Origin of the sequence: Haloarcula sp. CGMCC 1.2071 (genome assembly GCF_037078445.1) — an archaeon.
Lineage (GTDB): Archaea > Halobacteriota > Halobacteria > Halobacteriales > Haloarculaceae > Haloarcula > Haloarcula amylolytica.
This window is the reverse complement of sequence record NZ_JAYMGY010000003.1, coordinates 14,262-28,475: the sequence shown is the minus strand read 5'-3', so window position 1 is coordinate 28,475 and position 14,214 is coordinate 14,262. Positions and strand designations below refer to the sequence as shown.

Annotated in this window: 13 protein-coding genes; 7 read left to right on the top strand and 6 right to left on the bottom strand. The window is 64.8% G+C overall.

Going from position 1 to position 14,214, the window contains the following annotated elements:
- The first annotated feature begins 30 nt into the window (after positions 1–30).
- Positions 31–462 carry an SRPBCC family protein gene (locus tag VI234_RS07420; RefSeq protein ID WP_050037836.1) on the top strand — a complete coding sequence of 144 codons (432 nt, stop codon included), beginning with the start codon at positions 31–33 and terminating at the stop codon, positions 460–462.
- Positions 463–482: 20 nt separating this feature from the next.
- Here VI234_RS07420 and VI234_RS07415 read toward each other — a convergent pair whose 3' ends face one another.
- The 5 genes from VI234_RS07415 to sucC form a co-directional block, all read right to left on the bottom strand.
- On the bottom strand, positions 483–1,508 hold the full coding sequence (locus VI234_RS07415; RefSeq protein WP_008309799.1) for a sensor histidine kinase: 1,026 nt from the start codon (positions 1,506–1,508) through the stop codon (positions 483–485).
- 264 nt (positions 1,509–1,772) lie between these two features.
- Positions 1,773–2,009, bottom strand: a complete 237-nt coding sequence (locus VI234_RS07410; RefSeq protein ID WP_004593153.1) for a hypothetical protein — start codon at positions 2,007–2,009, stop codon at positions 1,773–1,775.
- 243 nt (positions 2,010–2,252) lie between these two features.
- Positions 2,253–3,245 carry an ATP-binding response regulator gene (locus VI234_RS07405; RefSeq protein WP_336329651.1) on the bottom strand — a complete coding sequence of 331 codons (993 nt, stop codon included), beginning with the start codon at positions 3,243–3,245 and terminating at the stop codon, positions 2,253–2,255.
- Between the two features lie 354 nt (positions 3,246–3,599).
- Positions 3,600–4,472, bottom strand: a complete 873-nt coding sequence (gene sucD, locus VI234_RS07400; RefSeq protein WP_336329650.1) for a succinate--CoA ligase subunit alpha — start codon at positions 4,470–4,472, stop codon at positions 3,600–3,602.
- Positions 4,469–5,617, bottom strand: coding sequence for an ADP-forming succinate--CoA ligase subunit beta (sucC, locus tag VI234_RS07395; RefSeq protein ID WP_336329649.1), 1,149 nt, complete (start codon positions 5,615–5,617; stop codon positions 4,469–4,471). The genes sucD and sucC overlap by 4 nt, the downstream gene beginning before the upstream one ends.
- A 228-nt stretch (positions 5,618–5,845) precedes the next feature.
- Between sucC and VI234_RS07390 the strand changes: the two genes are divergently transcribed.
- Positions 5,846–6,409, top strand: coding sequence for an SIR2 family NAD-dependent protein deacylase (locus tag VI234_RS07390; protein ID WP_336329648.1), 564 nt, complete (start codon positions 5,846–5,848; stop codon positions 6,407–6,409).
- A gap of 15 nt (positions 6,410–6,424) precedes the next feature.
- On the opposite strand, the gene VI234_RS07385 is transcribed toward VI234_RS07390, so the two are convergent.
- Positions 6,425–6,850 (bottom strand): DUF5793 family protein, encoded by a 426-nt coding sequence (locus tag VI234_RS07385; RefSeq protein ID WP_008309791.1) that lies wholly within the window; start codon positions 6,848–6,850, stop codon positions 6,425–6,427.
- Positions 6,851–6,952: 102 nt separating this feature from the next.
- On the opposite strand from VI234_RS07385, the gene VI234_RS07380 reads away from it, so the two are divergent.
- The 5 genes from VI234_RS07380 to VI234_RS07360 all read left to right on the top strand — a co-directional run bounded on the left by VI234_RS07380 (position 6,953) and on the right by VI234_RS07360 (position 14,170).
- Positions 6,953–7,453: a TIGR04206 family protein gene (locus tag VI234_RS07380; protein ID WP_336329647.1), complete on the top strand. Its 501-nt coding sequence runs from the start codon at positions 6,953–6,955 to the stop codon at positions 7,451–7,453.
- A gap of 134 nt (positions 7,454–7,587) precedes the next feature.
- Complete coding sequence (locus tag VI234_RS07375) at positions 7,588–9,207, top strand: type II/IV secretion system ATPase subunit (protein WP_336329646.1); 1,620 nt, start codon at positions 7,588–7,590, stop codon at positions 9,205–9,207.
- Position 9,208: 1 nt separating this feature from the next.
- Complete coding sequence (locus tag VI234_RS07370; protein WP_336329645.1) at positions 9,209–11,656, top strand: type II secretion system F family protein; 2,448 nt, start codon at positions 9,209–9,211, stop codon at positions 11,654–11,656.
- Positions 11,657–11,694: 38 nt separating this feature from the next.
- On the top strand, positions 11,695–13,359 hold the full coding sequence (ligA, locus tag VI234_RS07365; RefSeq protein ID WP_336329644.1) for an ATP-dependent DNA ligase LigA: 1,665 nt from the start codon (positions 11,695–11,697) through the stop codon (positions 13,357–13,359).
- Positions 13,360–13,423: 64 nt separating this feature from the next.
- Positions 13,424–14,170: an MBL fold metallo-hydrolase gene (locus VI234_RS07360; protein WP_336329643.1), complete on the top strand. Its 747-nt coding sequence runs from the start codon at positions 13,424–13,426 to the stop codon at positions 14,168–14,170.
- Positions 14,171–14,214: the final 44 nt, after the last annotated feature.

Sequence of the window (14,214 nt, the reverse complement as noted above, 5' to 3'; positions counted from 1 at the left end):
TACCTTGGCTCCGGCCTATTGCTTCTGATAATGGCACTCGAACTCGGCGGCAGCCGCGTTTCACTCGAGCAAACACCGGACGGGCGACGGCTGATCGTCCGCCACGACGTCGATGCGTCGGTCGACACCGTGTGGGATGTCCTGACCGACACCGACTGCTGGTCAGACTGGGGGCCGTCGGTCACAGCCGTCGAGACAGACACCCGATACATCGATGACGGGACGACCGGCCGCGTTCGCGCTGCTGGCGTGGTGTGGCTCCCGTTTGAAGTGACGGCGTGTGCGCCGTATCGCTGGACGTGGAACGTCGCTCGGCTCCCCGCAACAGGTCACTTCGCCGAGGAACGGGCTGCCGGCTCCGTCGTTGGGTTCGAGATTCCGCCGCTGGCGACTGGCTACGCTCCGGTGTGTGCCCGAGCGTGCCAGCACGTCGCTGCTATCGCACGGCGACGCGAGGCGTAGGCAGCGACCGCGTCGACCCGTCAGGGCTGTATCGGCGTCTTCGAGCGCGTGTAGGTGTCTTTCTCGGAGCTATCCGTTCTCGTGATGTCCGTAATCTCGAAGCGTGTCCCGCCCCCGTCGCTTTCGGTCACGTCGATGTCCCAGCCGTGGGCTTCGACGATGCGCTGGACGATTGCCAGCCCCAGCCCGCCTTCGCCGTCCGTGGTGGTGTAGCCGTCGTCGAGCACCGCATCACGCTTTTCGGGCGGGATTCCGGAGCCGTCATCGGCGACGTAAAACCCACCAGATATCTCGCCGACACGAATCGTCAGGTCAGCACTGCCACGTTCGATGGCGTCGTCGGACTTCGCTTGAGCGCTCGTGGACCCGTGTTCCACACTGTTCCGAAACAGGTTCTCGAACAGGTGACGGAGCCGATCCGGGTCGGCGTCGATGACGGCTGTCACTTCGTTTTCGAGCGTCGCGTCCATCGTCGGCACGGCCTCCCAGCAGCTATCGACCAGTTCTGCCAGATCAACGGCCTCCGTATCGCTGATGACGTGTCCGCTTCGAGCCAGCGTCAGCGTCCGGTCGATGAGCGTTTCCATTCGGTCCATCGCTGTCGCAGCCGTCTCCAGCTGTTCCGAGTCGCGGTCCATTCGTTCGAGTTCCAGCTGACCAGATGCGACGTTGAGCGGGTTCCGGAGGTCGTGTGCCACGACGGCCGCGAACTCGTCGAGGCGTTCGTTGCGCTGCTCGATGGCCTCCCGATGGAGTCGCTGTCGCTCGGCCTCGACGGCTCGGGATATCGCGCGCGCTTCGAAGATTCCCATCATGAGGCCACCGAAGCCGCCGACGATAGCCGCAAACAGCGCCCAGCCGATGTCTTCACTTAGCGACCCCGTTGGCCAGGTTAGAATCATCGCCACATTCAACAGCAGAAAAGAAACCAGCCCCCCAGCGAACCAGACCCCGATACGCCGGTAGTGGTCCGGATCGATCTCCGAGTTACTGAGCCAGAACCCGCCGACGATGATCGCCGCTGCAAACGGAACGATTGCCAGCATACTGACCACGAAATCAGCAGTAACAAGCGCTGATAAGCCGGAATCAGAGAAATAAAAATAGTTAGCGACGCCTCCGAGGAGGAGCAGCCACCCGACTCCCTGAATAAGGGCTGGCAGGCGATCTGAGCGGCGATCTGGGTCTGTCACTTCCGCATCGATTTGTTAGACGTGCATTTACATCTGCTGGCCAGCGGAACAGGTGTGCGGCGTATTTCCCAGCATTATCGTCGGTGTTACTGTCGGCTCGGCCTGTTTTCCTGCCAGCTACTGTTTGGTTACGCGTGCGTCCGATACTTTGTGGATGTCGTCGTCGATCCCGGTGCCGTCACAGTCGTCATTCGGACATCGATAGTGCCAGCCGTCTTCCGTTGCCGCTCGCTCGGTAAACCGGTCGCCACATTCGTCGCAGTAGAGCTGCCCGTCCGAACATGTGTCGCGGTGGAGTTCGAGTTCGAGTTCTGTGCCGAAGGTCCGCTTGCAGTTCCGACAAATATGAGGCATATTCGAAACTACAGATTCATCCCTTATAGCGATACCGGAACGTTCACGGCCGCTTCTTTCCGTTGACGGAAGGTTCAGGTCGGCCGCCGTCCGTCGGTTTTCGGCACCACATACATCTCATATCTTGGACAGTAATGGTTGTCAGGGCCGAATAGCTATCGACATATCTCGGCAACAGCCAGTTCGGGACCAGCCCAGCCGCCGTCTTCCAGATACCGACAGCGATTGTGGGTGAGAAAACCGCTAGGCTGTCGTCACGTCGATCCGCGTGCCGCCGGATTCGCCGCTCCCGACCGATACCGTCCACCCGTGGGCGCGCGCCGCAGTGTCGACGAGGAACAGTCCGTATCCCTCCCCCTCCCGCGTCGTCCCGAAGCCTTGGTCGAACACTTCGTCGCGGTCCGCTTCGGGAATCCCCGGGCCGTCGTCGGCCACGTAGAACCCGGACTCGGTGGCACCGATGGTGACGGTTACGGGTCCCTCGCTGTGTGTGACCGCGTTGTCGAACAGTTCGCGGAGGAGCAACTGCAGTCGGTCGTTTTCGGCGTCGACAGACGCGTCAGTCACCACTTCCAGCGTCGCATTCTCGTAGCTCTCTGCGGCCCAGACCTCAGTGGCTACGTCAGAAAGCGAGAGCGAGTCCGTTTCCGAGACAGGACACGCTGTGCTCCCGATGCGCGAGAGGTCGGTGAGCAGCGTCTCGACTCGGCGAACGGACCGATGCAATGCGTCTTCGTGGGGCTCACCGATGTCGAGTAGCTCTAACCGGCCCATAACGACGTTCAGCGGGTTCTTCGCGTCGTGAGAGACGCCGCTCGATATGTCGTCCCACTGTACGGCACCGACCCGCCAGTCGGTCGGCCACCGGGTCGCGTACGCTTCGAGTTTCGCGGCCAGCAGGGATGCCGGCGTCTCCGCGGTCACGTAATCGGTGACGCCGGCCCGGAGCGCCTCGGTGACCCGGTCAGGTTCGGGGTCGGTCGCGACGAGCACAATCGGAATCTCGGCCCCGGCCGCTCGCAGTTCCTCGAATACTGCAACCCCGTCGTGGTCGCCGTCGTCACTGGCGACGACACCTCTGACATCCCCATCACTCAGCCGGTCCTGTACGACGCTCGTGTCTCGGACTGCCTCGGCTGTTGCCCCGTCCGTTGGCAGCGCCTCGGAGAGAACTGCAGCTAGGTCTGTCGCTTCGGTACCGGCTACGAGATAGGCGGTCCCACGAGCAGGCGTCATGCCCCGGCACTACGAAAACGGGCGACAAGAAACCGACGGTGCCCTACAGCAGGTCTTCGACGTGGTCGGCGACTTCTTCCGGTGTGTCACCGACCGGGACACCGATAGACTCACTCCGTTCCACGGCTCGCTTCGCTCGCCGCGTCACATCGAGATCTCCCATCGGTCGATCTCGCTCCGTTCGTCTATCGAGCCCTCGCTCGCTCCGCATCACGGCTCACTGCGTTCGCCGTATCGCGTCGAGGTCTCCCGCTGGTCGTCCTCGACTCGCTCGCGAGGACGCCGTTGTCCGTCCGCACAAACCTATTCGAACTGATCAGAAAAAGTGTCCGGCGAAAGCCGCCTAAATCTGCCCTACAGCAGGTCTTCGACGTGGTCGGCGACTTCTTCCGGTGTGTCACCGACCGGGACGCCGTTGTCCTCTAGCGCGGTGATCTTCGACTGCGCGGTCCCGGTGCCGGAGCCGGAGACGATAGCGCCGGCGTGGCCCATCCGCTTTCCGGGCGGCGCGGTCCGACCGGCGATGAAACCGGCGACCGGCGTGTCCATGTGCTCGCCGATGTAGCGAGCGGCCTCTTCCTCGTCCTCGCCGCCGATTTCGCCACACATGACGACGGCGTGGGTGTCGGGATCGGCCTCGAACTGTTCGAGCGCGCCGATGAAGTCCGTCCCGATGATCGGGTCGCCGCCGATACCGATGGCCGTCGACTGGCCGATGCCGCGGTTGGTGAGGTTGTCGACGACCTGGTAGGTCAGCGTCCCCGAGCGGGAGACGAGACCGACGTTCCCGGACGAGAAGATGTTCCCCGGGAGGATGCCGAGCTTGGCGACGCCGGGCGTGATGACGCCGGGGCAGTTCGGACCGACGAGGTGCGTGTCGGTCTCCTGCAGTTTGCGGTAGACCCGGGCCATGTCCTGTGTCGGAATACCCTCGGTGATGGCGACGACGAGGTCGATGCCCTTCGCATCCAGCGCCTCGAAACAGGCGTCGGCCGCGAACGCGGGCGGTACGAACACGACGGCGGCGTTGGCGTCTTCCTCGCGGGCCGCGCCCTGCACGGTGTCGAACACCGGCACGCCGGCGACCTCCTGACCGCCCTTGCCGGGCACTGCGCCGGCGACGACGTTCGTGCCGTACTCAAGCATCTGTTCGGTGTGGAACTTCCCTTCTCCGCCGGTGATTCCCTGTACAACGACGCGTGTGTCTTCGTCGACTAGAACACTCATGCTTCCACCTCCTTTGCGTACTCGACCGCACGCTGAACGGCGTCCTCCAGCGTGTGCTCGACCGTGACCAGGTCCTCGTTCAGAATCTCCATCCCCTCCTCGGCGTTGGTCCCTGCGAGTCGGACGGTGACCGGCTTCGGGATCTCGTCGAACTGCTCCAGCGCCTGGTTGATGCCGTTGGCGACCTCGTCGCCGCGGGTGATACCGCCGAAGATGTTGAACACGACCGAGTCGACGTTCTCGTCGGAGAACACCATATCGAGCGCGTTCGCGATGCGGTCGGCCTTCGCGCCGCCACCCACGTCGAGGAAGTTGGCGGGCTCGCCGCCGTAGTAATCCACGAGGTCGAGCGTCGTCATCACGAGGCCCGCACCGTTGCCGATGATGCCGACGTTGCCGTCCAGTCGGACGTAGTCGAAGCCGTACTCGTCGGCCTTCTGTTCGAGTTCGTCGCCCTCCGCAGCCTCCTCGCCCATCTCGGCGATCTCGGGCTGGCGGAACAGGGCGTCGCCGTCGATGTTCATGACGGCGTCGGCCGCGATGACCTCGTTGTCGGCCGTAATCATCAGCGGGTTAATCTCCGTGTCCGCGCCGTCGCGGTCATCCCAGAGCTGGTACAGCGTCGTGAGGACGCTCGCCACGTCGTTTGCGACCTCGCGGTCGACGCCGGCCTCGTAGACGACCTTCCGGGCCTGGAACGGGTGCATTCCGAAGGCGGGGTCGATGTGCTCTCGGGCGATGGCGTCGGGGTTCTCTTCGGCGACCTCCTCGATGTTGACGCCGCCCTTGGTGGAGACCATGGCGACCGGGCGACCCTCGTTGCGGTCCATCGTCACGCCCACGTACAGCTCGTTGACGAAGTCCACGGCTTCCTCGACGAGCACCTTCGAGACGTGGTAGCCCTTGAGGTCCATCCCGATGATGTCCTCGGCAGCTTCGCGAGCCTCTTCCTTGGACTCGACGAGCTTGATGCCGCCGGCCTTGCCGCGGCCGCCGACGTGTACCTGTGCCTTGATGGCGACCGGATATCCGATTTCCTCGGCCGCGTCGACGGCCTCGTCCACTGTCTCGGCCAGCTGCGAGGCGGGCGTCGGGATGCCCGCGTCAGCGAAGACTTGCTTCGCCTGGTATTCGTGCAAGCGCATGTCATGCAGAAAGCCGAGCGGTGGCGATTTAAATCCGTCCGTTTCTCTTCCTGCGACCACGCGGAATCCGCCCCAGTTTTCTGTGGGTGGGGATAGCGATTCAGGGGCCCACTGCGGCGTGATACGATTGGTTCGTGGGGGTCGGGACGTCAAAGGGGCGTCAACAACTGACTTCACTGTCCGAGTCACATCCGATAGACCCACAGCGCCACACTGCGAAGCGAGCGTATGGCCGACGACAGGCACGGGACCGACGACGTCGACGACGAGACGCTGGATGCTGTGGCCGAGGCGCTTCGCACCGCCGAAACTGGCGTCGCCCTCACCGGCGCGGGCGTCTCGACGGCGTCGGGCATCCCCTCCTTTCGCGGCGACGACGGTATCTGGGAGCGCCACGACCCGGCGGACTTCCACCGCCGGCGACTCGACGCCGACCCGGCAGGCTTCTGGGCGGACCGAATATCGCTTCGGGAGTCTATCTACGGCGATTTAGACCCCGAACCCAACGCCGCCCACGAGGCGCTGGCGGGGCTCGAATCAGCGGGCCATCTCGACGCTGTGCTCACGCAGAAGGACGAAGCACAGCGTCTCGCCCGAGACAGCGACGTGTTTCTGGCCGTGGGGTCGTCGCTGTCGGTACAGCCCGCGTCATTGCTTCCGAAAATCGCTGCAGAGGCGGGCAGCACGCTGGTCGTGATAAACTACGAGGAGACGCCGCGTGACGCGAGTGCGGCGCACGTCCTTCGTGCGGATGTCACGCATGTCCTTCCGGCGATTGTCGAACGGGTGTAACAGCGCGGAGGCGGTCTACAGCTCGACGCCGCCGGGAATCAGGCTCTGCCCGCGCAGGAGGCTCCCGTCGGGGTCGTAGACGAGTAGCGTCCCCAGCTCGTAGGTCCGTGACTCGCCGTCGCCGTCGGTGAGACGGACTGTAAACTGTGGGTCTTCTTGGGCGTCCGCCGCGGACACGAGCGCGTCGATGTCCGCTGTCGGTGCTGTTGCCTCGAAGACGTACTCGCCGGTGAGGCGGTTCGTCAGCGAGAGCACGCCGTCGCTTTCGGGTTGTCGGCGGAAGGTCACGTCGATATCCTCGCCATCGAGTGTACCGCCGTCTACTTTGGTGAGGCGCTCGCGGAGCTCTCCTGTCGGCCCATCGTATACGATCGCGATCGTCGGGTCGTCGTTGTCGGTGGCCGAAGCCTGGATGTCGACGGTGAAGTAATCACGCCTCATTCCGGTGTTTACCGGTACGTGGCCCGGCCAAATGAACGTAACGGCGCACCGACTGTCGGTATCGGTAGCTTTTACCGGACCGGCCCACCCTCTGACAGTAGCATGGCCTGGGTGAAGTCAGAGTACGCCGGCGAGTTCGCGGTGCTTGCGACGTGGCTCGTGGGGCTGGCCCCGTGGTCGGTGTCACTGTTCGAGATTGAGGGGCTGACTGTCATCGGGCTCCGGTTTCTCCCGTTTCGGTTCCAGTTCATCTTCGGCGCGACACTCCCCGGGGAGCGGCCCTTTCTCTGGGCCTGGCAGGTCGCCGCGTTTCAGGAGTCGGACCCGCTTGCGCTCGCCGGAACACTCGGGGTCGCAGCCCTGGCCGTTTTCCTGCTCCCGCTCGGACTCAGTCTCTACTACTACGCCGCTGAGGACCGCGTCGAAGCGACCCTACCCGTCGACCCTGTCCGGCTGTTCGGCGGGCTGCTGGGGCTCGTGGGCGTCCTCACGCTCGCGGCCAGCGGGCTGTTCATCACGTCGTTTCCCGGCATCACCGTTCCCGTCGGGTCGCTCGTCGCACTCGTGTTCGCCTATCTCCTGTTGACCGTCGACCGAGCCTGACGGGCAGTGCCGTCCCGTTCGTCCGACCGCTGGCGATTATACTCCTGATAATTTGGCGAGCGAATTTAAGTAGGTGGATACGATAGCAGAGGTATATTCCGCGGAGCGCCGTGTTCGCTCCCTATGGACCACCGATGTCGAACCCAGAAACCCCCGAACCCGGTGACTTCGTTTCGGACCCGCTCGGCCACATCCAGTCGTGGCTCTCGCGGACCGCGACGGTACTGAGCGGGTCGGCGGTCCCGACGGCGAACTACGACCCCAGCCGCCACGGGTCACTGGTCGAGTTCGACGGCCTGGACGGCTACAACGAGGTCGAACGCTACTGGCTGAACGTCCCCTTCGCCTTCGCCTCTATCAACCACGATCCGGAGCGCGACGAGCATCTGTATCAGGTCGTCGAGCCGTCGCTGACCGACATCGAGCGAGAACTGCTCGACCGCCTGTTCGAGGACATCCGCATCCCGCTCATCTACCGTGACGACGTCGACACCGACCCAGAGCGCGTCCTCGCCGAAGAACTCGAAGCCAGGCTGGAGGAGTACGGCGTCGTCATCGAGCCCGAGACGTTCTACCGCCTGTTTTATTATCTGCATCGCTCCTTCCAGGGCTACGGTCACATCGACCCCCTGATGCACGACCCGGACATCGAGGACATCTCCTGTGACGGGGCGAACCTCCCCATCTTCGTCTACCACGACGGGTACACGGACATCGAGACGAACATCGTCTACGACGCCGACGAACTGAACGACTTCGTCATCCAACTGGCCCAGCGCTCGGGTCGGCACGTCTCCGTCTCGGACCCCGTCGTCTCGACGACGCTCCCGGACGGCTCGCGTATCGAACTGGCGCTCGGCGAGGAAGTGACCCCGCGCGGCTCCGCGTTCACCATCCGGAAATACGCCGACGAACCGTTCACGCCGATTGAACTGCTCGAGTACGGCACGTTCTCCGTCGAAATGCTCGCTTACCTCTGGCTGGCTATCGAGTCCAACAAGTCGCTCATCTTCGCCGGCGGGACCGCCGCCGGTAAGACCACGTCGATGAACGCGCTGGCGATGTTCCTCCCGCCCCGGTCGAAGGTGCTCTCAATCGAGGACACCCGCGAGCTGTCCCTGTACCACGACAACTGGCTCTCCTCGGTCACCCGCGAGCGGTTGGACGATTCGGACATCACGATGTACGACCTGCTGCGGTCCGCGCTCCGGCACCGCCCCGAGTACATCATCGTCGGCGAGGTCCGCGGCGAGGAGGCGATTACGCTGTTCCAGGCGATGAACACCGGTCACACGACGTTCTCAACGATGCACGCGGACTCGGTCCAGACCGTCATCAACCGGCTTGAGAACGAGCCGATCAACGTCCCGCGGCCGATGGTCCAGAGCCTCGACATCCTCTGTGTGCAGGTGCTGGCCCGCTCCGGTGACGAGCGCGTCCGCCGTGCGAAAACGCTCGCCGAGATCGAGGGCATCGACCAGCGGACCGGCGAACTGGACTACTCGACGACGTACAACTGGCGGGCCACCGAGGACCGCTTCTCCGAGAACAACAGCGAGCTACTGGACGAAATCCGCGAGGAACGCGGCTGGACGCAGTCGGAGCTGCTGACCGAACTCCGAAACCGCCAGCGGTTCCTCCGCTATCTCCAGTCCGAAGGCATCACCGACTACCGGAAGTTCACGGCGATGGTCAACAAGTACTACGCGGACAAGCAACAGGTCATGGCGAACATCGACGATGCGATAGCCTGACATGGCGCTGAACCCGCTCGGTCTGGCACCGCTCGCCGTCGTCGTCGGGATTCTCGGGCTTATCGGCTACAGCTCCGTCAACGAGCGCTTCGACCGCAACGTCACGCGGCTGTCCCGACGGCTCTTCGGTCGGTACGTGGGCGAATCGCCCAAACGCGAACGACAGCTCGAAGCCGCCTACATCGACGAGACCTATCGCGGGTACGCCGCCAGAACGCTGGTGTACGCCTGTGTAGGGGCCGTCGCCGGCGCTATCACCGGCGCGTACGCCATCGGCGGCTTTCTGTTGGTGCTGCCGGTGCTGGTGAACCTCGCACAGGGGCTTCCCTCGACGATGGTGAACGCCTTCGGCCTGCGAACGTTCGAACTCGTCCTGACACCGACTCAGACCCTCTACATACTCATCGGCGGCGGTGTGCTATCGGGCGCAGCGACGGCCGGACTCACGTACCTCTACCGCTGGGAGCGGCTCAAGAATCAGGCGGACGTGCGGAGTCGGAACATCGACGAGGGGATGGCCCGCACTATCGCCTTCATGTACGCGCTGTCCCGCGGTGGGATGTCCTTCCCGGACGTGATGCGTGTGCTGGCCCGCAATCAGGAAATCTACGGCGACACGGCGAAGGAAGTCGGCGTCGCCGTCAGGGAGATGGACCTGTTCGGCCGGGACATGATCTCGGCGCTCGAACACGTCTCCCGGCGGACACCCAGTGAGCAGTTCAAGACCTTCACCGAGAACCTCTCCAGCGTCCTCCAGAGCGGCCAGTCGCTGGCCCCGTTCCTCCGCGAGCAGTACGAGCGCCATCAGGAAGAGGCCGCCGAGCGTCAGGAGGACTTGCTCGAACGGCTGGCCACCGTCGCCGAGGCGTACGTCACCGTATTCGTCGCCGCCGTGCTCTTCCTGATGACGATTCTGCTCGTCTTCGGCCTGACGACGACGGACACGCTCTGGCTGTTGCAGTTGATGGCGTATCTCGTCATCCCGCTGGCCAATGTCGGGTTCATGGTGTATCTCGATAGCAAGCTCCAGTCGCTGGGCATCGGGAACGGCGGGACGACGACTATCCTGAACAAGTACGAGACGGCGACGCTGGGGAAACCCAGCCTGAGGGCCGGCCGTCTCGGCCTGCCCGACGGCGGCGTCGTCCCGGCCGACGAGGCGAACTGGCTCCGACTCCGGTTCTACGACCGCGTCAAGTCGCTGCGGGAGCTGCTCAGCTCCCCGATTCAGTCGCTGGTCTGGAACCCCGTGTACGTCATCTACCTCGCCGTGCCAATCGCCGTGGTGCTGCTGCTCGTCCGCGCCCCGACAGCGTTTCAGGCGTCGACGGTCAACGTCCGTCTCCTCGACGACCTCGTCATCCAGTCAGTGCTGCTGATTCTGGGGCCGTTCGCGCTGGTGCGGTTCATTTACACCCAGCGGCTATCCCGCATTGAGGACGCGACGCCGGACCTGCTCGAACGGCTGGCAAGCCTGAACGAGGCCGGGATGACCGTCGTGGAGAGCCTCCGCCGGGTCCGCGGCAGTGACATCGGTGTGCTCACCCAGGAGATGCACCGCATCTGGGCCGACATCAGGATGGGTGCGAACGTCGACGACGCGCTCGTCCGGTTCGGCCGCCGGGTCCAGACCACGGCCGTCACGCGGATCGTGACGCTGCTGACCCACGCGATGCACGCCTCGGGCCAGCTCGGGCCGGTGTTCCGCATCGCGGCCACCCAGTCGCGGGCGGACCTCCGGCTGAAGCGCCGGCGACGCCAGCAGATGCTCACCTACCTCGTCGTCATCTACGTCGCCTTCCTGGTGTTTCTGGTCATTATCGTCGCTGTCCAGGAGGTGCTCGTCCCGAGTTTGCCCTCCAGCGTGCCGACGCCGGCCGGGGAGTCGAACCGACTGGGCGTCAACGTCGACCAGTTCGCCCGCTTCGGGCGCGTGGACAAAGCCGCGTACACGCTCGTGTTCTTCCACACCGCCCTCATTCAGGCCGTCCTCACAGGCTTCATTGGCGGCCAACTCGGTGAGGGAACGCTCAAGGACGGCGCGAAACACGCCGCAATTTTGCTGGGTGTGGCGTACGTCGCGTTCATCCTGCTGTCCTCGCCCGTCGCCTCGATGACGGTCACCAGCCCCGCCGTCTCCGGCGACCAGATAACGGTCGAATCGGCGTCGCTGTCAGAGGGGGGGTTCATCGTTGTCCGCGAGTTCGAGGAAGACGGCCGGGTGCTCGGGACCTCCGAGTACCTCTCTTCGGGGTCCCACAGCGACGTACAGATAACGCTTGACAGACCGCCGTCGACCGGGCAGTCACTCGTGCTCGTCGCCCATCAGGACACCAACGGGAACCAGCAACTCGACTACCCCTTCGGCGACAATTCGGGATCGCCGGACCGACCATACTCGTCGTCGACAGCCGGCGAGAACGTCACCGTCGAACACACGGTCGAGTGACGCTGGATTTACGGTGCCCAATCGGGTAGGAGGCGCTGATGGAGTTCGCCGCCTTCGCCGACCGGGCCGAAACAATCGAAGCCGAGAGCGCCGACACCGCGATAGCTGAGGCAGTGACCGACCTGTTCACAGATGCGGGGCCGGACCTGCCAACGCTCACCCGCTTCGTCCAGGGACGGGTGTTTCCGGCCTACGAGTCCCGCACGCTCGATATCGGGCCGCGGCTCTGCTACGAGGCGATTGCCCGGGCGGCCGGCCAGAATGTCAGCGCTGACGACGTAGAGCAGCGCCTCGCCGACATGGGCGAAATAGGGGCTGTCGCGGCCAGCTACGACCTCGGCGGCCAGCGGGGACTCGCCGCGTTCGGAGCAGGCGGGAGCGGGAGCGACGCACTGACCGTCGCCGAACTCGACGAGACGCTCCGGGACCTGGCGGCCGTCGACGGCAGCGGGAGCCAGGGGACGAAAGTCGACATCCTCTTTGGCCTGTTCTCGCGGTGTTCGCCGGCCGAAGCCAGCTACCTCGCACGGCTCGTCCTCTCGGAGATGCGCATCGGCGTCGGCGAGGGGACGGTCCGGGACGCCGTCGCGGCGGCCTTCGACGTGCCGGTCGCGGCCGTCGAACGGGCCGTGCAGGTGTCGAACGACTACGGCATGGTCGCCGAAGTGGCCCGCGACGAGGGCGAGTCCGGACTGGCCACTATCACGCTCGAAATCGGTCGGCCCGTGCAGGCGATGCTGGCGCAGGCGGGCACAGTCGCCGGCGCACTGGACGACTGGGACCGCGCCGCGGTCGAGTGGAAGTACGACGGCGCTCGCGTGCAGATCCACTTCGACGGCGAGGACGCCCGGCTGTTCTCCCGGAACATGGAGGAAGTCACGGACCCGCTTCCGGAAGTCGTCGACACTGTCGAATCGACGCTGGACACGCCGGCGATCCTCGACGGCGAGGTGGTCGCGGTCGACGCGGACGGCGACCCGCTCCCGTTCCAGGAGGTGCTGCGGCGCTTCCGCCGGAAGCACGACGTGGCCGCGGCCCGCGAGGACGTGGCCGTCCGCCTGCACGCCTTTGACTGCCTGCACGCGGACGGCGAGGACCTGCTCGATGCCCCGCTGGAGACGCGCCACGACCGCCTCGAATCGCTCTTCCCTGCCGGGAGAGATGTCGTCTCACAGATGTGGCTGTCCGACGACCCCGACGAGATCGCGGACCTGGAGGCAGAAGCCCTCGCCGCTGGACAGGAGGGAATCATGCTGAAAGACCCGACAGCGGCGTATTCGCCCGGAAAGCGGGGCAAGCACTGGCGCAAGCGCAAGCCCGACGTGGAGACGCTGGATTGTGTTGTCACCGGCGCGGAGTGGGGCGAGGGCCGCCGGGCGAACGTCCTTGGCTCGTTCGAACTCTCCGTGCGGACCGACGACGGTTACGCCACCGTCGGTAACGTTGCCACGGGTATCACCGACGAGGAACTGGACGACCTCACCGAGCGCTTCGAACCGCACATCCGGAGCGAGGACGGCCGCGACGTGGTGCTCGACCCAGCAATCGTGTTCGAGGTCGGCTACGAGGAGATTCAGGCCTCCCAGTCCTACGATTCGGGCTATGCGCTCCGGTTCCCGCGGTTCCTCTCCGTCCGCGAGGACAAGACGCCTGACAGCGCCGACTCGCTGGGGCGCGTCGAGCGGCTGGCGGCGTCACAGTAACGCCGCCGGTGCTGGTCCGCGACGGACCGACACGCGTAATGGCCGTCTCCGAGAACGACCGTACATGACAGTCAGACACGACGGCATCACCGCGGAGTGGCTCGGCTACGCGACGCTGCGGCTGGAAGGCGAGGAGACGGTCGTCTACTTTGACCCCGGTCGGTACGGCGTCCTGACCGGCGAGTGGGAACCGGACACGCCCGGCGTCGGCCACCCACCGACGCAGGACTACGCCCCCAAAGACGGGGATATCGTCTGTGTGACCCACATCCACCACTACGACCCCGACGGCATCCGCCGCGTCGCGGGCGAGGACGCCACCGTCGTCGCATTCGAGGGTATCAACGTCCACGCGACCGACCGCGACCTCGACCGCCTCGCCGACCTCGATTACGAGGTCCGCAAAGTAGGGATGGAGGCCGACGTGTTAGTCGACGACGTGCCCATCTGGACCATGCCGGCGTACAACCACGAGGACGGCCGGAACGTGAAAGACGACGGCAGCCCCATCCACCCGAAGGGTATCGGCTGTGGCTTCCTCGTCTCGCTGGACGACACCCGCGCGTTCTGGCCCGGCGACACCGACGTGCTGGACGGCCACGCCGAACTCGACGTGTCGCTGTTCGTCCCCACTATCGCCAAGAACTACACGATGAACCGCCACGAAGCCGCCGACCTGGCCGAGGAGATGGACCCGGACCTCGTGTTGCCGATGCACTACAACACGTTCGAGTCACTGGAGGCAGATTCCGGTGCGTTCGCCGAAGACGTCGCGAAACGCGGCGTCCCGGTCGTACTTGACGAGAACTGACTGGCGAACCCGTCTGTGGCGACCCGAGACGGTGGTCGGTCTAT

Coding starts and splice junctions, on each gene's coding strand:
- VI234_RS07420 (WP_050037836.1), top strand. CDS start 31: ATGGCACTCGAACTCGGCGGCAGCCGCGTTTCACTCGAGCAAACACCG.
- VI234_RS07415 (WP_008309799.1), bottom strand. CDS start 1,508: ATGCTGGCAATCGTTCCGTTTGCAGCGGCGATCATCGTCGGCGGGTTC.
- VI234_RS07410 (WP_004593153.1), bottom strand. CDS start 2,009: ATGCCTCATATTTGTCGGAACTGCAAGCGGACCTTCGGCACAGAACTC.
- VI234_RS07405 (WP_336329651.1), bottom strand. CDS start 3,245: ATGACGCCTGCTCGTGGGACCGCCTATCTCGTAGCCGGTACCGAAGCG.
- sucD (WP_336329650.1), bottom strand. CDS start 4,472: ATGAGTGTTCTAGTCGACGAAGACACACGCGTCGTTGTACAGGGAATC.
- sucC (WP_336329649.1), bottom strand. CDS start 5,617: ATGCGCTTGCACGAATACCAGGCGAAGCAAGTCTTCGCTGACGCGGGC.
- VI234_RS07390 (WP_336329648.1), top strand. CDS start 5,846: ATGGCCGACGACAGGCACGGGACCGACGACGTCGACGACGAGACGCTG.
- VI234_RS07385 (WP_008309791.1), bottom strand. CDS start 6,850: ATGAGGCGTGATTACTTCACCGTCGACATCCAGGCTTCGGCCACCGAC.
- VI234_RS07380 (WP_336329647.1), top strand. CDS start 6,953: ATGGCCTGGGTGAAGTCAGAGTACGCCGGCGAGTTCGCGGTGCTTGCG.
- VI234_RS07375 (WP_336329646.1), top strand. CDS start 7,588: ATGTCGAACCCAGAAACCCCCGAACCCGGTGACTTCGTTTCGGACCCG.
- VI234_RS07370 (WP_336329645.1), top strand. CDS start 9,209: ATGGCGCTGAACCCGCTCGGTCTGGCACCGCTCGCCGTCGTCGTCGGG.
- ligA (WP_336329644.1), top strand. CDS start 11,695: ATGGAGTTCGCCGCCTTCGCCGACCGGGCCGAAACAATCGAAGCCGAG.
- VI234_RS07360 (WP_336329643.1), top strand. CDS start 13,424: ATGACAGTCAGACACGACGGCATCACCGCGGAGTGGCTCGGCTACGCG.